The 21,859-nt window shown below is 47.0% G+C and carries 18 protein-coding genes; 15 read left to right on the top strand and 3 right to left on the bottom strand.

Annotated elements, in window-relative coordinates:
- Positions 1–101: 101 nt before the first annotated feature.
- On the top strand, positions 102–1,259 hold the full coding sequence (nspC, locus tag ASG33_RS17380; RefSeq protein WP_056287890.1) for a carboxynorspermidine decarboxylase: 1,158 nt from the start codon (positions 102–104) through the stop codon (positions 1,257–1,259).
- Between the two features lie 128 nt (positions 1,260–1,387).
- Here nspC and ASG33_RS17385 read toward each other — a convergent pair whose 3' ends face one another.
- The gene (locus ASG33_RS17385; RefSeq protein ID WP_200942799.1) at positions 1,388–2,281 is read right to left on the bottom strand and encodes a PIG-L deacetylase family protein; all 894 of its coding nucleotides are present in this window, start codon (positions 2,279–2,281) and stop codon (positions 1,388–1,390) included.
- Between the two features lie 301 nt (positions 2,282–2,582).
- On the opposite strand from ASG33_RS17385, the gene ASG33_RS17390 reads away from it, so the two are divergent.
- The 5 genes from ASG33_RS17390 (at position 2,583) to ASG33_RS17410 (ending at position 10,314) form a co-directional block, all read left to right on the top strand.
- Positions 2,583–4,247 carry a CTP synthase gene (locus ASG33_RS17390; RefSeq protein ID WP_056287891.1) on the top strand — a complete coding sequence of 555 codons (1,665 nt, stop codon included), beginning with the start codon at positions 2,583–2,585 and terminating at the stop codon, positions 4,245–4,247.
- A 77-nt stretch (positions 4,248–4,324) separates the two neighbouring features.
- Positions 4,325–6,145: a membrane protein insertase YidC gene (gene yidC / locus ASG33_RS17395; protein ID WP_056287892.1), complete on the top strand. Its 1,821-nt coding sequence runs from the start codon at positions 4,325–4,327 to the stop codon at positions 6,143–6,145.
- 117 nt (positions 6,146–6,262) lie between these two features.
- Entirely contained in the window at positions 6,263–7,978 is a 1,716-nt protein-coding gene (locus ASG33_RS17400; RefSeq protein ID WP_056287894.1) for an ABC transporter substrate-binding protein, read from the top strand.
- Positions 7,979–7,993: 15 nt separating this feature from the next.
- Positions 7,994–9,289, top strand: coding sequence for a glutamate-1-semialdehyde 2,1-aminomutase (hemL, locus tag ASG33_RS17405; protein WP_056287895.1), 1,296 nt, complete (start codon positions 7,994–7,996; stop codon positions 9,287–9,289).
- A gap of 14 nt (positions 9,290–9,303) precedes the next feature.
- Entirely contained in the window at positions 9,304–10,314 is a 1,011-nt protein-coding gene (locus tag ASG33_RS17410) for a glycosyltransferase family 2 protein (RefSeq protein WP_056287897.1), read from the top strand.
- A 161-nt stretch (positions 10,315–10,475) separates the two neighbouring features.
- On the opposite strand, the gene ASG33_RS17415 is transcribed toward ASG33_RS17410, so the two are convergent.
- Entirely contained in the window at positions 10,476–11,246 is a 771-nt protein-coding gene (locus tag ASG33_RS17415) for a class I SAM-dependent methyltransferase (RefSeq protein ID WP_056287900.1), read from the bottom strand.
- Positions 11,247–11,305: 59 nt separating this feature from the next.
- Here ASG33_RS17415 and ASG33_RS17420 point away from each other — a divergent pair, with 59 nt between their 5' ends.
- Positions 11,306–11,680: a hypothetical protein gene (locus ASG33_RS17420; RefSeq protein WP_056287902.1), complete on the top strand. Its 375-nt coding sequence runs from the start codon at positions 11,306–11,308 to the stop codon at positions 11,678–11,680.
- Between the two features lie 34 nt (positions 11,681–11,714).
- On the opposite strand, the gene ASG33_RS25970 is transcribed toward ASG33_RS17420, so the two are convergent.
- Complete coding sequence (locus ASG33_RS25970; protein ID WP_166444435.1) at positions 11,715–11,867, bottom strand: hypothetical protein; 153 nt, start codon at positions 11,865–11,867, stop codon at positions 11,715–11,717.
- Between the two features lie 213 nt (positions 11,868–12,080).
- Here ASG33_RS25970 and hisS point away from each other — a divergent pair, with 213 nt between their 5' ends.
- The 8 genes from hisS (at position 12,081) to ASG33_RS17460 (ending at position 21,702) form a co-directional block, all read left to right on the top strand.
- Positions 12,081–13,448: a histidine--tRNA ligase gene (gene hisS / locus ASG33_RS17425; RefSeq protein ID WP_056287904.1), complete on the top strand. Its 1,368-nt coding sequence runs from the start codon at positions 12,081–12,083 to the stop codon at positions 13,446–13,448.
- 48 nt (positions 13,449–13,496) lie between these two features.
- Positions 13,497–14,360 carry an ATP phosphoribosyltransferase gene (hisG, locus tag ASG33_RS17430; RefSeq protein ID WP_031527974.1) on the top strand — a complete coding sequence of 288 codons (864 nt, stop codon included), beginning with the start codon at positions 13,497–13,499 and terminating at the stop codon, positions 14,358–14,360.
- 34 nt (positions 14,361–14,394) lie between these two features.
- Positions 14,395–15,663 (top strand): histidinol dehydrogenase, encoded by a 1,269-nt coding sequence (hisD, locus tag ASG33_RS17435; RefSeq protein ID WP_056287906.1) that lies wholly within the window; start codon positions 14,395–14,397, stop codon positions 15,661–15,663.
- A gap of 57 nt (positions 15,664–15,720) precedes the next feature.
- Positions 15,721–16,149 (top strand): antitoxin Xre/MbcA/ParS toxin-binding domain-containing protein, encoded by a 429-nt coding sequence (locus tag ASG33_RS17440; protein WP_056287908.1) that lies wholly within the window; start codon positions 15,721–15,723, stop codon positions 16,147–16,149.
- The gene (locus ASG33_RS17445) at positions 16,149–16,610 is read left to right on the top strand and encodes an RES family NAD+ phosphorylase (RefSeq protein WP_056287910.1); all 462 of its coding nucleotides are present in this window, start codon (positions 16,149–16,151) and stop codon (positions 16,608–16,610) included. The genes ASG33_RS17440 and ASG33_RS17445 overlap by 1 nt, the downstream gene beginning before the upstream one ends.
- 26 nt (positions 16,611–16,636) lie before the next feature.
- On the top strand, positions 16,637–17,710 hold the full coding sequence (gene hisC / locus ASG33_RS17450) for a histidinol-phosphate transaminase (protein WP_056287913.1): 1,074 nt from the start codon (positions 16,637–16,639) through the stop codon (positions 17,708–17,710).
- 38 nt (positions 17,711–17,748) lie between these two features.
- The gene (locus ASG33_RS17455; RefSeq protein ID WP_056287915.1) at positions 17,749–18,270 is read left to right on the top strand and encodes a hypothetical protein; all 522 of its coding nucleotides are present in this window, start codon (positions 17,749–17,751) and stop codon (positions 18,268–18,270) included.
- A 102-nt stretch (positions 18,271–18,372) separates the two neighbouring features.
- Positions 18,373–21,702 carry a UvrD-helicase domain-containing protein gene (locus tag ASG33_RS17460; protein ID WP_056287920.1) on the top strand — a complete coding sequence of 1,110 codons (3,330 nt, stop codon included), beginning with the start codon at positions 18,373–18,375 and terminating at the stop codon, positions 21,700–21,702.
- The last annotated feature ends 157 nt before the right edge of the window (positions 21,703–21,859 follow it).

The raw sequence follows: 21,859 nt of genomic DNA on the forward strand, positions 1-21,859 counted from the left end.
AATCAATTTGATTGTAAAAGCGGAAACTCAAAGCCCTTATTTTGCGTACAAAACTAGATAAACATTACATTTTTACGATTCGATATCCACTCATTTATAAAATGCCGATAGACTATAACCAAATACCCTCGCCCTGTTTTGTGCTGGAAGAGGAACTGCTCCGCAAAAACCTGCAACTGATTGACGGTGTCCAGAAAGCAGCAGGCTGCAAGATCATTCTTGCGTTGAAAGGATTTTCAATGTACAGCGCGTTTCCAATTGTAAAGGAATACCTGAGCGGTGCTACTGCAAGTTCTTTGAATGAGGTGAAGCTGATCAATGATTTCCTTGGTGTGAAGGCGCATACTTATATGCCAGCCTACCTGGATAGTGAATTTCCAGAGATTCTGGAGAGGAGCAGTCACATTACTTTTAACTCACTGAGTCAATGGGAGCGTTTCCAGAGCAGGGTGGAGGAGTTTAGATCTGTAAACCCAAATCATGCACTTTCATGCGGGATCAGGGTAAACCCCCAGTATTCAGAAGTAGCAACAGAGATGTACAATCCCTGTGTACCAGGCTCGCGGCTGGGGGTAACACGCGATAAATTGCCCGATACACTGCCGGAAGGTATAGAAGGTATCCATTTTCACACACTTTGCGAGAATGGATCAGACACTTTGGAGCGAACGTTGGTCGCTCTGGAAGAAAAATTCGGTGATTTGCTGTATCAGGCCAAGTGGCTCAACATGGGAGGCGGGCATTTAATGACTAGGGAAGGTTACGATATTGAGAAGCTAATTGCATTAGTTAGTACTATCCGTCAGAGATACGACTTACAGGTCATACTGGAACCAGGTTCTGCAATAGCCTGGCGAACCGGCGAATTGGTGACAACTGTGCTTGATGTAATGGATAGTCAGGGAATTCAGGTGGCGATCCTCGATACGTCCTTTGCAGCCCATATGCCCGACACTTTGGAGATGCCCTACAAGCCCGTTATCACCGGCGCACACCAGGAACCGGTAGCAGGTAAACCAACTTACAGAATGGGAGGGATGACTTGTCTCGCAGGCGATTTCATGGGCGATTATTCCTTCGATCAGCCACTGAACATAGGCGATAAAATCATATTTCAGGACATGATCCACTACACCATGGTAAAGACGACAACATTTAACGGCGTTAACTTACCTTCCATTGGTATATGGAAGTCAAGTCAAGAATTTAGGGTGATCAGGAGTTTCGGCTACGAAAGCTTTAAAGACAGGTTATCGTAGTAAATGGTTGAGTGAAGAGGATTTTGGCTTAAACCATTTCGTGGAATATTCTAATTCTGAATGATTGAATGAAAGAATGATAGAATAGAGATCTATTCAGTCATTCTTTCATTCAATCATTCAAAACTCTACCGCGGTAGCATTGGAAAGAGACGCTTGATTTCTTCCGGCGTGGGTTGTTTGCCATACTCACAAATCTCAAAAACTTCAACAAACCGGACGTCCTTTGCCTTATCTGCACCATACCATTTTTCAAGTGAAGTCCTGATTTCCGGGGTAACTGATGAGCGTTTTTCCATGGAGGAAGTCAGCCATTTTTTACGCTCGGCAGGATCCTTCGGAACATTAGCAAGATCACCATTTGTCCAGGGTAACCACTCGTAAAACTGAGAGGTATGTGCATCCAGTCCGTCTACTTTTTTAGCAAGAATATTCGTGATATCGATGGCAATGTCCGGACGGAATGGATTTGGTTTCTGGAAGCGATCGCGGAAATATAGAAAAACCGGGTTTTTGGTCAGCGGCGGCACACTGCTAAGTATATTAGGTACAATCACGAGGTAAGCAGCATCCTGCACAACCACGCCCGTGTTACGGTGGTCGGGGTGGTAATCGTTCGTGCGCGGCGCAATTACAACGTCAGCGTTCCATTCACGTATCTTCCGGATGACCGCCAACCTGTTTTCCAGGGTAGGGAACAACTCTCCGTCATGGTTGTCCAGCACATCATAAGAGATACCTAGTCGCTTCGCTACTTCCTTGGTCTCCGCGAGCCTGCGCCGCGCCAGCTCACCGCCGCCTATATCCTGGTGACCGGCGTCACCATTTGTCAGCGATACAAACTTGACTTTATGTCCCATGGAGGAATAAATGGAGGCGATGCCACCTGCGCCAAGGTCGCAGTCATCGGGGTGTGCACCGAATACAATGATGTTGAGCGGCGCTTTCGGATCTGGTGCATTTTGGGCAGAAACGGCGGATCCCGTCAAAAGCAATGCAGCAAGCAGTAATTTTTTTCGCATGGAAGAAATGGGTTTAAGGGTTGGACGAAAAGACCCGGAATCGCTTGTAGAAATAGTGCTCCGGATAATTTTCAATTTACTTTATAAAGAAACATTTCGGATGCATTTAACGAAAAATCATAGATGATTGCGCTTCAACTGCTTCATTGTAGCAGCTGTCGTAAAATATTTATATTTCATAACTCATCAGACTGACAAATGATTAGTCTGTACGAGTGAACATTTAAAATGGTGCGGCTAAGATTCTTTCAATAATCGTGTATCTTTGTATCCCGTAATCATAGAAAAACAGCAACGTCTTATGGCTGCTAAAGCACAAAAGACCGCGAAGTACATTTTCGTTACGGGCGGTGTTACATCTTCTTTAGGCAAAGGAATAATTGCCTCTTCATTAGCAAAATTGCTGCAAGCCAGAGGGCTTTCAGTCACGATTCAGAAGTTCGATCCTTATCTTAATATTGATCCAGGTACCATGAATCCGTACGAACATGGCGAATGCTATGTTACCGACGATGGTGCCGAAACTGACCTGGACCTCGGCCACTATGAGCGTTTTCTGAACGTTCGCACTTCACAGGCCAACAACGTCACTACCGGACGTATTTACCACAATGTCATCACAGCTGAGCGCCGCGGCGACTTCCTTGGGAAGACGGTGCAAGTTGTCCCGCACATTACCGATGAGCTGAAAAGAAACATGCTTCTGCTCGGCCAAACGGGCGATTACGACATCGTAATCACCGAAATCGGAGGTTGTGTCGGTGATATTGAGTCACTTCCTTTCCTCGAAGCAGTGCGCCAGGTGAAGTTCGAGATGAACGAGCATGATGTACTGGTTATCCACCTCACGCTGATCCCTTACCTCAACTCGGCAGGCGAGCTTAAAACCAAGCCAACCCAGCACTCAGTGCGTATGTTGCAGGAGTCGGGTATACAGCCGGATATCCTCGTTTGTCGCAGTGAACACCCGCTTCCTTACGATATCCGTAAGAAAATAGCCTTGTTCTGTAACGTTCAGGTGAATTCGGTGATCGAAGCAATGGATGCGGACACAATTTATGCTGTGCCTTTGCTGATGCTCAAAGAGCGCCTCGATCAGCGTGCATTGTATATGCTGGATATTTATAATGATAAAGATGTGGACCTGGATTCCTGGAAAACATTCTTGTCAAGACTGAAAAATCCGGTTGACTCCGTTCGCATTGGGCTCGTAGGTAAGTATGTGGAATTGCATGACGCGTATAAATCCATTGTGGAATCGTTTATTCACGCAGGTGCGGCCAACGAATGCAAGGTAAATATCGAATGGATCCATTCGGAGAGTCTGACTACTGACAATGTAGTTGAGAAACTTGAAAACCTGGATGGCGTACTGGTAGCTCCCGGTTTTGGTGAGAGAGGTATTGAAGGAAAAATCGCAGCGATCCAGTTTGTCCGTGAGCACAACATACCTTTCTTCGGGATCTGTTTGGGAATGCAAATGGCGGTGATTGAATATGCCCGCAATGTGCTGGGCTGGGAGAGTGCGCATTCCGTTGAAATGGATGCGGCAACTGACCACCCGGTTATTCACCTGATGCAAGATCAGAAAGATATTTCCAATAAAGGCGGTACCATGCGTTTGGGGGCTTATGCCTGCAAGATCAAAAAGGATACCCTTGCCCACCGTATTTACGGCAAAGCCAATATCAGCGAGCGCCACCGCCACCGCTATGAGTTCAACAGCAAGTATCTCAAAGATTTTGAAGCAAAAGGATTACTGGCAACAGGTATCAATCCCGAGAACGACCTGGTTGAGATGGTTGAGCTGCCGAGTCACCCATTTTACATTGGTGTGCAGTTTCACCCTGAGCTAAAAAGTACGGTAATGAACCCGCACCCGCTTTTCGTCAACTTCGTGAAGGCGGCGCTGGATTATTCCCTGCAGAAAAAATCAGTGGAATCGTTAAATCCTTCCATGAGCTGAGCGGCAAACCGATAAAGGAAAAACTTATTACCTTTGCCGTCCCTTGGGGACTTCTCTTTTAACAATTTAAGTAAATAATGGATAAAAATTTTATTATCGGCTTAGTACTTATCATGCTAATGCTGATTGGCTACCAGATCCTGGTTCCGAAACCGGTGGAACCAACGCCTGTGGAGCAAACCAGATCAGATACAGTAAGAAGAGCAGCAGCTACTCCGATATCAGCCTCCGATTCCAGTAATACCTCTACAAGCAGTGACTCTGTTGCAAAAGCCGAAGCAAAGGACCTGGTAATTGAAACGCAGGATACCCGCGTTGTTTTTACCAACAAAGGCGGGGTTTTGAAAGAGGTTATGTTGAAGAAATACAAAACCTACGACAAAAAGCCCCTCTATCTTATCTCAGAGGCACATAACCAGTTTAAAATTGACTTCCCTACGCAAACAGGTGATGTGACACTTACCAATGTGTTCTTCTCAACGGACGCGCAGGATCAGCAGCTGACAGAGAAGGATTCGGCAATTGTTACTTACCGGGTTAACCTTAAAAACAACCAGTTTGTTGAGCAGACCTACGTGGTGCACGGAGCTGGGTATGTGATTGATTACAGCATTAAGTCGAACGCACTTGGATTGGGTGATAAGTCAGTGACTTTCAACTGGCAAAACGACCTTTTGCAACTTGAGAACGACATGAAGAAAAACCGTGAAGTGGTGACAATCAACTACTACACGGACGAACTGCTGAGCTTGCCCACCAGCCCTACTGCAAACGAAGAGGAAAAAACAGCTGATCCGGTGAAGTGGTTTACCATCAAGCACAAATACTTCCTGGCTGGTTTGATCGCCGACAAACATCCATTTAACAATGTCGCATTGAATGCGAATGTGAACCCGAATGATTCAACGATCGTGAAAACGATGCGTGTTTCGGCGGGTATCCCGATGTCATCGATCCAAAAGGGAGAGGCCAAGTTCCAGTTCTTCCTGGGGCCAAACGATTACCATTTGGTAGACAAAGTGCAGGCAGAGAATTTTGACGAGAACGTTTACCTTGGTTATGCATTTTTGAAGCCGATCAACAAGTTTTTCCTTGTTCCGCTTTTTAATTTCCTTGAAAAGTTTGTGAGCAACTACGGTTTGCTGATCATTTTGCTGGTGTTGTTTGTAAAAACACTTTTAACACCGCTGACTTACAAATCGTATATCAGCATGGCGAAAATGAAGCTGCTTGCGCCTGAGCTTGAAGAGATCCGCGCACAAAATCCGGATGACCTGGCGAAGCAGCAACAAGATCAGATGAAGCTTTACCAGCAGGTGGGCGTAAGTCCGTTGAGCGGCTGTATCCCGGTACTTGCTACTATGCCGATCCTGTTCTCGCTGTTCTTCCTCTTCCCGAACCTCATTGAATTACGGCAGCAATCATTCCTGTGGGCAAGCGATTTGTCGACGTACGATTCATTCATAAAACTGCCGTTTACAGTTCCCTTCGGAGTTGGTAACCACATCAGCTTATTCACTGTGATGATGACTGCTTCCAGTATCGGTTATGCCTATTATAATAACCAGATCACGCCTACGCAGCCCGGACCTGTGAACATGAAAATGTTGGGTTACATTATGCCGCTGATGTTCATGTTCGTTCTGAACTCTTTCCCGGCTGGTCTTACATTCTATTATTTTGTTTCAAACGTTGTGACGATCGCACAGCAGTTGTTGATCAAACGCTTTGTAAACGAAGACAAGATCAGGTCAATCCTGGAAGAAAACAGACGCAAAAACGCGAACGGAGAGAAGAAGCAGACGAAGTTCCAAAAGTATCTGGAGAAGTCACTTCAGGCAGCAGACGAAGCGAAAAAGAAGCAGGCTGAACTCGAGAAACGCTCGAAAAAGAAATAAAAGGTTTTTAGAATCGTAATATATGGGCAATATTTCCAACCGGGAATGTTGCCCGTTTTTTTCTCTTCAAACAAGTTTTCTTATTTTGTTTGATCCAATCACTGACCCACAAATCTGATGAGAGTTTTCATTTTAGTGATTTTGGCGGTATTTGCTTTCTCGCAGCGCCCTGCCTCAGCACAGGCGCCTGCTCCGTCGGAAACACGTTACCGGGCTGCTGTTAACGATTACAAGCAAGGCAAATATGCTGCTGCCATCGAAAAGCTCGCACCACTGACGAATGCAAGTGTCAAAACTTCCTACTCACCTTACGCGCATTACTATTATGCATTGTCGGCTTACCAGCTAAAAAGGTACCGCGAAAGCCGCCAGATGCTGGTCCAGCTGCAAAGCCGCTATCCGGGCTGGAACCGGATCAATGATGTTTATTATCTCCTCGGCGCAATCGGGCTGGAGTCGGGCCAGATCAATGAGGGATTGGAACAGCTGCTGAAAATCAAGGACACTTCGATGGCGAAGGATGTACAGGGTTTGAAACAGCATTACCTGGCAACAGTGGGCGATCTGCCCACTTTGGTCAGTTTGCAGAAGCAATATCCCACTGATCGCGATCTTGCATTGATCCTGATCCAGTTTATCGAAAAATCTCCGAAATCAACCAGCGTTGACCAGCAATACGCGGCACAGCTGCAAAAGCAATTCAAGTTCAGTAACAAGGAAAAAGTAGCTGCCGCAGAGGAAGCGCCCAGGCGCAGCATTCCGAAGCAGGAGGGGCAATGGACAAAAGGTTACCTCGACGTGGCAGTGCTGTTACCATTCCGGCTGGACGAATTCACGACTTCGAAGCGGCGTTCAAATCAGTTTGCCTACGATTACTACCTGGGGTTGGTAATGGCTAAAGACCAGCTCGCTACGGAGGGCATTCAGGTTAATCTCTGGGCTTACGACGTGAGCAACGATGCGAAACCAATGGAGAACATTGTCAGCAACAAGAATTTTCAGCAGTCGGATATTGTAATCGGGCCGCTTTACGCGAATACGTTTGATGTGACCGCGGAATTCATAGCCGCCAGCAATGCGATTATGGTCAACCCGCTTTCGACCGATGCGAATTTGCTTAAGTCTTCTCCCAACATTTATCTGGGGCACCCTTCCATTGCGTACCAGACTCAGCGAGCGGCGCAGTATATGAAGTCAGCAGTACCCGGGTTATCTGCCGCGATCTACTATGGGAACACGTCCAAAGATTCGGCAATGGCGGCTTCTTACGCAGCTGAATGGAAAGCGAAGGGTGGAAGGGTGCTCGCTACGACAAAGATCCAGTCTGACCGCGAGTGGCTGGAAAACAATATTCCTTCATTTGAGACGAGCAAGCCTTCCCACGTTGCATTATTCTCTTCCGACGGTACTTCCGGTCCTAATCTGATTGAAGTATTGAATAGCCGCAAGTTGCTTGCGACACCTGTTATCGCCACAGCCACCAGCTTCAATCAGCAGCAGTCGCGCATTTCACGCTTCGGTTCAAGACTTACCCTGATCGAACCGGATTATGTGGACCGTGAAAAAGAGAGCATTCGCCAGTTTCAAAAAAGCTATTGGAACAAAACGAATACGTTTGCTTCGGTATATTCCTATCAGGGATTCGACCAGCTTACGTTTTTTGCAAGAATGGTACACAAGTACAAAGACAAAATCAGCAACGGGCTTCAAGCCAGAAAATACGGCGACACTGAATACCTGTTGACAGGCTTTGACTACACAAAATCAAACGAGAACCAGATAACACCTATTTTGAAGTTCAACGGTTCCAAATGGGTGCCGGTAGACAGATAATCCAACGATTCCAGAATGAATACTTCAACAAGTCAAAGCTTATTTGAGAATGCGCAGAAATACATTCCGGGCGGGGTTAACTCTCCTGTGAGGGCATTTCGTGCAGTAGGCGGTTCGCCTATCTTTATTAAATCTGCCAAAGGTCCGTACATATATGATGAGGACGGAAATGAATACATTGAGCTGATTAACTCCTGGGGACCGATGATCCTCGGTCACGCCAATGAGCTCATCCAAAAGGCCGTTTCTGATGCGATCCAGCATTCATTTTCCTTTGGCGCACCGACCCGCCGCGAGGTTGAGGTGGCAGAGCGCATTGTAGGAATGGTACCTTCCATTGAGAAGGTCAGAATGGTGAACTCGGGTACGGAGGCCACTATGTCGGCTATTCGGGTAGCGCGCGGTTTTACAGGACGGGATAAGATCATCAAGTTTGAAGGATGCTACCACGGTCACGGGGACAGCTTCCTCATTGCTGCCGGAAGCGGTGCCGCTACTTTCGGTACTCCCGACAGTCCGGGTGTGACGAGCGGGGTTGCAAACGATACGCTGACCGCTCCATTCAACAACCTGGAAGCAGTTCAGCAACTGGTGGACGCAAACAAGAACAAGATATCCGCATTGATATTGGAGCCGGTTGTAGGAAATATGGGCTGTGTACTACCCGCAGAGGGTTTCCTTCAAGGCTTGCGGAGAATTTGTGATGAAGAAGGAATTGTATTGATCCTTGACGAAGTAATGACCGGTTTCCGCCTCGCGAAAGGCGGCGCACAGGAAAGGTTCGGGATTACGCCTGATCTAACAACGTTAGGAAAAATAATAGGAGGAGGAATGCCGGTGGGCGCTTATGGTGGCAGGGCTGAGATCATGAACTGGGTTTCACCAGCAGGGCCTGTGTATCAGGCGGGTACATTGTCTGGTAACCCCATTGCAATGGCGGCAGGCTTAACTATGCTGGACTACCTCAATGAACACCCGGAAGTATATGCACAACTGGAAGACTCAGGAGAGAAGCTTGCTGATGGTTTCAGAGGTTCCATGCAAAAGCTGGGATTGGACTATACATTGAATCAGATCGGCTCGATGTACACGTTGTTCTTCACCAATCAGCAGGTGACTGATTTTCCATCTGCGAAGACATCCGACCTGGTTTTGTTCGGCAGGTACTTTCACGCGATGCTCAATAAAGGAATTTACCTGGGCCCCTCCCAATTTGAAAGTATGTTCCTGTCCACTGCATTGACCGACCGCCACCTGGATCTGATCATTCAGGCGAACGAAGAATCATTAAAAGAAATACTGTCTATCTAACTACAACCTCCGAAATGCGCTTTTATTCCTTCATTATCCCTGTTTACAATCGCCCGGACGAGTTGCAGGAGTTGCTGGAATGCCTGGCAAAGCAAACAATCAAGCATTTTGAAGTGATCGTGGTTGAAGACGGTTCAAAAGTCAGGGCAGATTCGGTAGTTGCCGGCTTTCAAGGAAAGGTTGATATCAAGTATTTTTTCAAAGAGAATGGAGGACAAGGTTTCGCCCGGAATCACGGTTTTGAACGTGCTTCGGGCGATTACTTTATTTTGCTGGACTCAGACGCGCTGATAGAACCGGATTATCTGCAGATAGTAGATACTCATTTAAATACCAGCTATGTTGATCTGTACGGCGGACCAGATACTGATCACCCGTCTTTTACACCCATTCAAAAGGCGATCAGCTACTCCATGACTTCGCTTTTTACAACGGGAGGGATTCGCGGGAAGAAGTCGAACATGGGCGGCACATTTCATCCACGCAGCTTCAATATGGGACTTTCGCGGCAGGTTTGGGAGCGAACAGGCGGGTTTTTGACAAGCAGAATGGGGGAGGATATCCTTTTTAGTATTGCGGCAATCCGGCTGGGTTTTCGGTCCACGCTGATCCCTGAAGCTTTTATTTACCACAAGCGCAGGACTAAGTTTATCCCGTTTTTCCGTCAGCTCAAATTTTTCGGCAGGGCCCGCATTAACATTGCACGGTTTTACCCCGATGAATTAAAGCTGGTACACGCATTCCCGCTCATTTTTACATTGGCGGTGTGCAGCATTCCGGTCTGGTTTTTTGTTTTCAAACCATTTTTCTACCTCGGAGCTGCATTCCTGCTCTTCTATGTGCTGCTGCTTTTTACTGATGCATTGATCAAAACAAAACAGCTGAATGTGGCTTTTCTTTCGATAGGCGCAGCTTTTGTGCAGCTTTTTGGATATGGGACCGGGTTTTTACAGGAGGGCTGGAAACGGATCTGGGAGAAAAAATCCCACCGGGAAACCGGCGCTGCCATTGAATATCCTTCCTGAAAGGAGGTTGGAGTTTATGAGTTTAAGGTTTATGAGTTTGGAGTAAACGAAAGAGAGGCAGTTTCCGGGGAAGCTGCCTCTTAACTTATGCTTAACTAGTGAATTTTATACTTTGAATTCATAAACTCCGAGACTCATGAACTCCCAGACTCATAAACTCATTACTTCTGGCAGAAATAAACAATTTCCTCCTCGGGTAGCGCATATCTTTTTACCTCTGCTTTCGAAAGCTCTTCCATTACGAAACGGTCTTCTTTAACTTTAAATCCGCCTTTTTCGAGCTCGTGGTTATAGTTGCGTCCGAACAGGCGAAGATGATCGTTTTGCAGGAAATGCTTCTCGCGCTCTTTCGGGTCTGTTATCGTAGGATCTTCGTAGGTTGTCGCGTATTTCATATCCTGAGGAGACTGGATCAATGCCCAGCCGCCCGGCTTCAATACACGATGTAACTCGCTCATTGCTAATACATAATCATCCACGTGCTCCATGACGTGGTTACAAAAAGCAACATCAAATGTGTTATCAGGAAAAGGGATCTGATGAATGTCCATCTTAACCTTGGCCAGCGGGGATTCAATGTCCGCCGTGATGTAATCCAGGTTCTTCATTTTTTCAAACCTGTCGATAAAACAGTATTCGGGCGCAACGTGAAGTACTTTCAGGTTGGACGTGAAAAAATTGGTCTTTTGTCTGAGGTATAAGCCCATCAGGCGGTGGCGTTCCAGTGAAAGGCAGCCGGGGCACAATGCATTTTCGCGGCTGGATGTATTCCGTCCGTAGGGAAGAAACTTGCGGTAATGGTTATCACAAACGGGGCATTGAACTTTGTTGCCGATATAGAAGATACTCAGAAAACGTGCTGCCCAGTGTCCGACCAATTGCAGATAGGGTCGGGGAATGTACCTTAATACTAAACTAATGATGGATTTCATTAAGTCAATTAACTAAAAATTAATAATTTTAGGATCATAAGTTTCTAAAAAATAACTGAATGATTCCATCGATTGATCCAAAACCACCGGGTAAAAGACTGATAAAGAAAATGTCAACACGCACCAAATGGATGATTTTAGCTCCATGCGGATTGATTCTTTTCAGCTTTGGTCTTACCGTGCTCAGCCAGGCTGCCCACGAGCGGCGTATCGGCGAGCCTACTCAGGTGTGGGTTGTTCTTGGTTTGTACAGTCTGGCTTTGATCAATGGCGGACTGATTATGTTCGGCGAGGCGCTTCGTTTCCGGATTTTACTGCACGTCCGCCGCGAGACCCGCCGGAGTATGCGTCAGCTCACACGCAAGGTCAACACCAAATCATCGGGGAAATCCAAATCGGCCAAAAAAGCAAAAAGCCCTATCAAAGCAGATTGACAGGACTAGTTGAATAATTTAGGAGAGGCCAATTTTATTTTTTGTTAGCTTCAAACTGCGCCTTGATTGCCTCCACATCGACATTGCGAACCTCTGGTTTACGTAAAAGATCTTTGATCTTAGCAGTACGGTTATTAGCTACCGCCTTGTTTCTGCGTCCTTTACGTTTCAATTCCGTAACTCCCATTGTAAAATATTGTTTTGTGAAAGAGCCGCGAAATTAATCATTTTCTGTTAAATAATGCAGGCTATCATCACAAATATTGCATAAGCTGGCTAACTTTGCCACCCAGCCAGCCGCCAAACCATTATCAAATCGCCTTGCCGGGCACTGGTCCGGGCTGCATCTTAAATTTGCAGCTCAGCTAATCAGGCGGGCTTTTTTTGATCCAATATAATAATGAGTAAACCATCCCTTGCCCGCGGAACCCGTGACTTCGGTCCAGAACAAATGGTGAAGCGGACCTTTATTTTTGATACGATCCGCCGCTCCTTTCAACGTTACGGGTTTTTGCCCCTGGAAACCCCCGCATTCGAAAACCTGTCTGTTTTAATGGGTAAATACGGCGATGAGGGTGACCAGCTGTTGTTTAAAATACTTAACTCGGGCGATTTCAGCGGCAAGCTTTCCGATACGGACTGGAATGCAGGCTACAAGCCGCTCACTACCAAAATCTCTGAAAAAGGACTGCGTTACGACCTGACCGTTCCGTTTGCACGGTATGTAGTAATGAACCGCGGTACGCTGGCAATGCCTTTTAAAAGGTATCAGATCCAGCCCGTCTGGCGCGCCGATCGCCCTCAGAAAGGCAGATACCGTGAGTTTTATCAGTGCGACGCCGATGTGGTAGGAACTGATTCACTGCTTTGCGAAGCTGAGATCGTGACACTTTTACATGATATATTGCCCGCGCTTGGCATCAAGGATTTTGTGGTTAAAATTAATAACCGCAAGATACTCACGGGCATTGCCGACAAAGTAGGTGCACACGGAATGGAAGGGCCACTTTGTGTGGCCATTGATAAACTGGACAAGATAGGTCAGGAAAAGGTAGTGGAAGAGCTGCTTGAGAGAGGCTTCTCTGAACAAAGTGTCACTGCATTGGAGCCGATTTTCGCGCTCTCAAACGAGAAAGAACCATTTGCTGAATTGAGAAGCTGGCTTGCTGATTCGGAGATCGGGTTAAAAGGTATTCAGGAACTGGAGGAAGTTTGGGCGATGGTGAAATTGCTTGGGCTGGAAAACCCGCAGATCGAGTTCGATGTTACCCTGGCACGCGGCCTTTCCTATTATACGGGCGCTATTTTCGAGGTTAAAGCGAAAAATGTGCAGATAGGTAGTATTTCTGGCGGCGGCCGTTATGATAACCTGACAGGTACTTTCGGTGTTCCGGGGATCTCAGGAGTAGGTATCTCGCTCGGCGTCGACCGCATTTATGATGTAATGGAAGAATTGGGCCTCTTTCCCGAGAGCCAGCAAACCAGTACCAAAGTGATGATCTCCAACTTCGACGAGGAAGCATTTAAGTACGGTCTGACGATTTTACCCAAACTCAGAAATGCCGGAATCAATGCGGAGATCTATCCCGATTCTGTCAAGTTGAAGAAGCAGCTCGATTATGCAGACCGTAAAAGCATCCCGTTTGTGATCCTCGTAGGTTCCGATGAAATGCAGTCGGGCTTACTGACACTTAAAAATATGAAGACAGGCGAACAGCAGAAATTACATTTGGAAGATATCATACCTTCAATAACCCAGGCAATTTAAAACCCTAATTAGGCACTTTTCACTGGCTGCCCGGCAGCTGCATTAAAAATGAACGACGAAATTCTAAGAATTGCAATACAGAAATCAGGAAGGCTCAGCGAAGATTCATTGAAGCTGATCAAAGAATGTGGAATCCGGTTTGATAACGGAGCCGGCAAGCTGAAAACAGACGCCACCAACTTCCCCGCCGAAATTCTTTTCCTTCGGGACGATGATATTCCCGGTTATGTGGAAGACGGTGTGGCGCATCTGGGCATCGTAGGCGAAAATGTTTCGGAAGAATCGGATAAAAACGTTGATACGGTTCACAAGCTGGGTTTTTCAAAGTGCAGGCTGTCTATCGGCGTCTTGCGCGAGCATCAGTATAAAGGTGTGCAGGACCTGGAAGGAAAAAGCATTGCAACCACATATCCGCGACTGCTGGAAAAATACCTGAGTTCAAACGGCGTCACTGCGCAGATCCATGAGATCAGCGGCTCTGTTGAAATCGCGCCCAGCATTGGACTGGCCGATGCGGTTTGCGATATTGTCAGCTCCGGCAGTACATTATTGAGCAATGGGCTGAAAGAAGTTGAAACGATCTTCCGCTCTGAGGCGGTGATGATCGCGAGCAAGCAACTTTCGGCGACGCAGCAAAACCTGCTGGATCAGCTTTTATTCCGGATCAAATCGGTTCAGGCAGCTAAAAACAATAAATATATCCTGCTCAACTGTCCTACCGAGGCGGTTGAGACCATCTCCAAATTCCTGCCAGGCATGCGTTCTCCGACTGTTCTGCCGCTGGCGACGGAAGGCTGGTGCTCACTGCATTCGGTGATCAATGAAAACGAATTCTGGGAAAACATTGAAAAGATCCGTCAGGCAGGTGCAGAGGGTATTCTGGTAATACCTATCGAGAAAATGATTCAGTAATAACCGGCCAAACGGTTGCACTATTTATTTCATTATGAACATCATTCCATTTCCGGACCGTGACCAATGGGCTTCTCTGCTCACCCGCCCGGTCCAGGAAACAAAGGATATTGAAGCCAAGGTTCTCCCCATTCTTGAAAAAGTAAAACAGGAAGGCGACCAGGCGATCAGGGACCTTACCCTGCAATTTGACAAGGTGGTACTGGAAGAAATTGCTTTTTCAGGAGAGGCAATTGCCAGCGCTGCCAGCCAGCTTGACGAGCCCCTGAAAGCGGCCATTGCACAGGCTTATGCGAATATTTACAAGTTCCACGAAGTGCAGCTGCAAGCCCCGCAAAAGATCGAGACAATGCCGGGCGTTTTTTGCTGGCGCAAAAGTGTGGGTATTGAAAAAGTGGGCATTTACATTCCCGGCGGCTCGGCACCCTTGTTCAGCACCGTTCTAATGCTCGGTATACCGGCGAAAATAGCTGGCTGTAAGGAGATTATCTTGTGTACGCCTTCCGACAATCCTGCCATACTATACGCGGCCAGCCTTGTAGGCGTGACCAAAGCTTTCAGGGTAGGAGGCGCGCAGGCCATTGCTGCGATGGCTTACGGAACGGAGACCGTCCCCAAAGTTTATAAGATATTTGGCCCCGGAAACCAGTACGTTACTGCTGCCAAAATGCTTGTGAACAGTCAGGGCATTTCCATTGATATGCCGGCCGGACCTTCTGAGGTAGCGGTTTATGCAGACGATACCGCAGTTCCTGCATTCGTTGCTTCTGATCTCTTGTCACAAGCAGAGCACGGGCCCGACAGCCAGGTATTGCTGGTTTCTACGAGCAAGAAACTGCTTTCATCGGTGAACCTGGCCCTTGCTTCGCAGCTCGAAGAATTACCACGCAGGGATTTCGCCGGACAAGCGATTACCCATAGCAAAGCCATTTTGCTGGATAATGAAAGTGACGCGATTGATTTGTTGAACCAATATGCCGCAGAGCACCTGATATTGAGTGTGGCAAATGCGGAGATGGTAGCTGACAAGATTGTTAATGCAGGATCTATATTTCTGGGTAACTATACACCTGAATCCTGCGGCGATTATGCATCCGGTACCAATCACACGCTGCCAACAAACGGTTACGCAAGAGCTTACAGCGGCGTGTCGGTAGATAGTTTTGTGAAAAAAATCACAGTGCAGCACATTACCGAAGAAGGTATCCGCAATATCGGTCCGACCGTAGAGAGAATGGCGGAAGCAGAATCGCTGGAAGCGCACCGGAAAGCGGTTAGTTTGAGGTTGAAAAGTCTTGAATGATTGTTTTTGAAGCAGGAAAAATGTCGTATATTTAGGGACATTTTTCCTGATGAACTTATGACAGTACGAATGGTTAATGAGCGTTTGGGCGGGTACGGAGTACTCAAACATCGCGTCAACACTGATTTTGACCTGGCTTATCTCGCCACCAATGGCGTACCCAAGGCTTCTATTCAGCATTTGGCAAGCTCGATTGGCATGGATCCAAAAGAAATAATCGACCTTTTGCCGGTAACTTCAAGGAACCTGCAACGCTACGAGGAAGAGGATTTACTCAGCAATGTAGTTTCTGATCATCTGATTGCATTGGCAGATCTATTCTCCGTCGGGGTTAACGTCCTGTCAAAAGATTATTTTAAAAGCTGGCTTACGAGCCCGGTTCCTTCTCTCGGCAACGAATGTCCGATCCATTTTCTCAAAACCCACGCCGGTATAGAGTTGATCAAAACCGAGCTGGGGCGTATTGAGCATGGTATTTTTGCCTGATGGAGCTGTTTCGGATTTCACGGGTGGAGTACCAGGACGATCTGACGGGCATTGGCGCATTCCGGCATGGGGGCAGGTGGAACTCACCGGGACACCACATGTTATACACAGCCTCCCATCGCTCGCTCGCTATGCTTGAAGTGCTGGTGCATTTGAACAAATCGGTGCCGCCGCCTGAGTATGTGATCGTGGTGCTGTACGTACCCGATTCAATGGCGACTTCGACGGTACCTTACATGATACAGGACTGGCAGGGAGAACAGCAATGGACCAAAGATATGGGCGATGAATGGGCAAAGGGTAAAACTTCGCTTTTATGCAGGGTACCATCAATTATAGTCAAGTCGGAATACAATTTCCTGATCAATCCTGCGCATGAGAACGCCAGTTCGATTCAGGTAGTTGGAAAGGAACCTTTTGAATTTGATCTGAGATTATTTACATCTCCCTTGAAAAAATAAAAACGGCATAACGCCGTACAATTGGAATGAACAACACTTTTGACCTAAAAACAATACTGCGGCCGCACATCCTCACGCTCGCCCCTTATTCTTCTGCAAGAGACGAGTATACCGGGCACGAAGGTGTGTTCCTGGATGCGAACGAAAACCCTTACGGATCTGTCACAAACGAAGATTATAACCGTTACCCGGATCCTTATCAGTCCGAAATCAAGAAGCTGATCTCAAAGATTAAGCACGTAGAACCCAACCGCATTTTTCTGGGAAACGGGAGTGACGAGCCGATTGACCTGTTGACGCGCGCGGCTTGTACGCCGGGGCAGGATCACGTGATCATCATGCCGCCTACCTATGGAATGTACGAAGTAAGCGCCTCCATTCACGATGTTCGCATTGATAAAGCTTCGCTTACCAGCGATTACCATATTGATGTTGAAGCGGTTTTGAATGCAGTGGGCGAACACACGAAAATCATCTGGATCTGCTCTCCCAACAACCCTACGGGGAACAATATGCAGGATGAAGCCATAGAAACGATTTTAAAAAACTTCAATGGGCTGGTTGTAGTAGACGAAGCATACATTGATTTTACCGATAAACCTTCGTGGGTTCAGCGGCTTGACGAGTACCCGAATCTGGTCGTTCTGCAAACCTTCTCGAAAGCATGGGGATTGGCCGGACTTCGCATTGGTATGTGCTTTGCTTCCGCTGAGCTGATCCGCATTTTGAACAAGATCAAGCCACCTTATAACATCAGTCTGCCAGCCCAGAATGCCCTTTTGCAAGGCTTGCAAAATCCGGCGCTGAAAGATGAAATGGTAACTGATATTCTTTCCGAAAGAGGCGCTTTGCAGGAAATGTTGCTGGATTTACCCTCGGTTGTGAAGATACACCCTTCTGATGCCAACTTCCTGCTCGTTCAGTTCGAAGATGCGAAGGCAGTAATGGACTACCTGATCAGTGAGGCGATCATCGTGCGCGACCGGTCACGCGTACATCTTTGTGAAGGCTGTCTGCGGATTACGGTCGGAACAAAGAAAGAAAATGAAGTTTTGATCGAATCTTTAAAGAATTTCCAACAGAAAAACGTTATTGCATAGCATACTCAGCATATCCATTTCCCCGATCAAAAACAATTATGAAGAAATTAGCCTTGACGTTTATCTGTACGCTTTGTTTCGGAATGGCACAGGCCCAATATGACAACTGGGCAGTCGGTTTCAAATTAGGCGAGCCAACCGGTGTCAACATCCGTAAATATTTCAACAACATTCACGCACTTGATGTTACCATCGGTACTTACGGCGGCGTGTTGTCCAAAGACCGGAAATACCGCGGCGACGAGGGTATTTACAAAAATACGGGCGTTTCCCTCCAGGTGCATTACCTGTGGCACACTCCGGTTTTCAACTCCGAAACAGTGCACGTATATTACGGACTGGGCGGGCAGCTGAACAGTCGCCGCGCTTATCCGAAAAGGCTGAGCGGCAATTATGAAAAGGACATTTCACTAGGAGGTTCAGTACTGGGCGGGTTTGAATATTACATTCCCGATAACCGCATTTCTGTTTTCCTGGAAGGCGGCACCTATCTGGAACTGGTACCGCGTCCTTTCTACCTGAGTCCTAATCTTTCTGCTGGTATCCGTTTCAACTTATAGCAGCAAGAAGCATTTCCGGAGTCAAACGAGCAGGTTTATACCTGCTTTTTTTATTTAATTTGCCCGGCAGTTTCCTGATCGGTTTTTCAAAAGATTTCGCACGTGTTTAAAGTATATAGTTCATCGGCCGGCTCGGGTAAGACTTACACGCTGACCAAAGAATATCTGAAACTGGCATTAAGCAACAGTGCAGATACCTATTTCAAGAACATTCTTGCAGTAACATTCACCAATGCGGCTGCAAAAGAAATGAAAGACCGCATTCTGCTGATGCTGCGCACTTTTGCAGATTGGAAGCCACAAAACGGCAAGCTGCACCCGATGATGCAGGATGTGATCAGTGAGCTTTATCCCGATACCGAACAGGATCCCGAGTTGCTCCACGAAGCGTCGAAACTGATCAGTCAGCGCGCAAATGCAGTCTTTGGCCAGATCCTGCACCGGTATTCGGATTTTTCAGTGATGACCATCGATAAATTTACACAAAGGCTGATCAGCAGTTTTACAGATGAGCTAGGTATCCCTTTCATTTTTGAAACCCAGCTCGACAGTGATTTGCTTGACGATGCGGTAGACAGGTTACTGTCCCGGATCGGGCAGGAGGGCGAGGAGGTACTTACGGACATTGTCGAAAAATACTACCGCGAGAATGCCGAAGAAGGTAAAAGCTGGGGCACGCTGCCAATGCAGATCCGCGAAACTTCGGGCACATTGCTGAATGAGCAGAGCTACCTGCAGATGAAGCGGGTGGAAAACCTCAAAATGGAAGACTGGATCGCAATCCGGAACCAGATGCGCGGTTACGTTCGCGAGAAAGAGGCGACGATGCTGCGACTGGCACAGCATGCATTTGAGCTGATCCAGTCAACATTCCTGACAGAAAAAGACTTTCACCAGAGCGGGCGCGGCATTTACGGGTTCTTTCGGGACCGCTCCGAAAACAAGAAACTCTGGGCTGAGCCGAATTCCTATGTTTACAAGACAATAGGAGAGGGTGTATGGTATGGTGCGAAAACGGCTGTTCTGATTAAAGATGAAATCGAGCGTGTAAGAACAGATCTGGAAAACTATTTTCACCAGATCGAGAATATGCGTACGGCTGAATCAGGTAAGATAATCCTTTACAACCAGCTCGAAAAGCACATTTACCAGCTCTCATTGCTTGGAGAGATCAGGAAGGAATTTGATATTCTGCTGAGACAAAATAACCAGGTACATATTTCTGATTTCAATCGCAAGATCGTCGAAATCGTGGCCAGGGAACCGGTACCCTTTATTTTTGAAAGGTTAGGTGAAAAATACAACCACATTCTGGTCGACGAATTTCAGGATACTTCGAAATTGCAGTTCGCCAACCTGCTGCCGCTGATTGAGAATGCATTGTCGGGCGGCTATTTCAGTTTGGTTGTCGGCGACGCGAAACAATCCATTTACCGGTTCCGTGGCGGAGATATGGACCTGATCCTGAACCTTGCACAAAGCCAGGTAATGCAGCTGGCCTCTGTTTTTGGTGACAATACATTCCATGCAGAGCGGCTCGTCAGTCTGAATAATTACCTCAATGTAAATCACCTGAAAGTGAACCGGCGCAGTTACCGTGAGATCACTGCATTCAACAATTCATTTTTCCGGTTTGTGGCCGATTTGCTCGGTGACGAATACCCTTTGATCAGGGAAGTTTACGATCAGAACTTCCAGCAGGAAATCCCTGATGAAGCGCCTGTGGGCGGGCATGTGGAAGTTGAATTTATGGACCTGGCGGAGAATGCAGACGATAATGCCGATACAGAAGGTGCTGTCGACAACATGATCAGGCGCACGCTTGAAATTGTCTCAAAGCTCAGATCAGAGGGATACAATTGGCGGGATATGGCGGTTTTGTGCCGGCGGAAAAAGGAAGCCACCGCGCTGGCGAACTTCATGAAAGAGGCAGGGTACCCGCTGATTTCCGATGACGCACTTTCGCTCAGCTACTCTCGCTCCGTGCATTTTATTATCTCATTTATGAAGGTACTGCACAGCTCCGACCACCGGCTCGCACGGTACGAGGCTGCCTACCTGTTCCACCACATTATCCGGAGAGAGGCGCCCGCTCCTGCTGATTATGAGCAGATCCGCGGGCTGGTAGAAGAAAAAGGGCTCGATTCATTCCTGGCATATTTCAGGCGGTGGAACATTCAGCTGACCTCATTCAGGTTGCGGCAGCTCTCCGTGTTTGAACTGAGCGAGCAGCTGATGAAACGTTTTGGTTTGCTTGAAAAGGGTTTTGAAACCGAATACCTGTTCCGTTTTCTTGACGTGGTAATGGAATTTGGTAACCGTAAAAGCAATCACCTGGGCGATTTCCTGACCTACTGGGACACTGCAAGGCACAAGCTGTCCATTACAATCCCGGAAGGTACCGATGCTGTCAGGATCACGACGATCCATAAATCCAAAGGATTGGAGTACCCGGCTGTTATTATTCCTTATGCCAACTGGAAGGTAACCCCCAATGCAAGGCTCGACCGGCTGTGGCTTGACCTGGAAGGAATGGATTACGAAGAGCTGCATCTGGCGCAATCGCCGGGTTATGATCCGAAAAGCCTGAAAACTTCTATGGTTTCGGTTATCAAGGAGCTGGAAAATACGAAGGCGGCAGAGCAGTATCAGAATGAGAAAACGCGTGTGCTGGTCGAAAATCTAAACTTGCTTTACGTTGCATTCACCCGTCCTGTACAGCGCCTGTATATTTTGGCAAAAAGAGAACGAAACTGGAATGTGGGCAGCCAGATCAACTATTGGCTGAAAGACTATTTTTCACAGCAGGATTTCAAGCCGGAATGGGATGAAAACATTTCCGTTTATACCATAGCGGAAGCCAATTCCAACCCTAAACATGCACACGTACGTTCAGAGGCCACACCGTTTGTAATGGAAGCGGTATTGAGCAACGACCGTACCGATTCCATGCGGCTGAGACGAATGGCCGATCGCATTTTCGATGTGGATACATTTGAGTCAAAAAATGATCGTACACAAAAGTTAAAGTATCTTTTTACCAGATTAAAGTCTGTTTCCGAGCTGCCGGTTGTGATGGAAAGACTTGTTACTGAGGGTATTTTTACAAGAAAAGAAGGTTCTGAAATCAGAACAGCGGCATTGAAACTATTGGAAAATCCTGCATTAAGTACATTATACAGTGATCAGAACCAGGTTCAGATGAACCGCGACCTGTTGATGCCGGGCGGAAAACTCCTGCACATTGACCGGGCTGTACAAATGCCTGACAGTTCTATTGCGTTCATGTTATTCGCTGGTGGCCAGGACATGACGGAACCGGCGCGGCATTTAAGAAAGGTGATCAAAGCTTACGAATCCACCGGCAAGCAATCACGCGGTGTAGTAGTAGATCTTCAGAAGCAGGTTGCAGAATGGGTAGATAACTCATAGTGAAAATGATACCTTATTGAAAGCCAATATTTTGCAAATGTAAGCTGCGAATTACTTCCATTATCCGATGTAGACAAAACTTTATAAAAGGCTACATATTGTCTGTAAGACAGGCTGTAAATGGATATTTTTTGCGGATATTCACAAAAAATATCCT

It is taken from the genome of Dyadobacter sp. Leaf189 (assembly GCF_001424405.1).
Lineage (GTDB): Bacteria > Bacteroidota > Bacteroidia > Cytophagales > Spirosomataceae > Dyadobacter.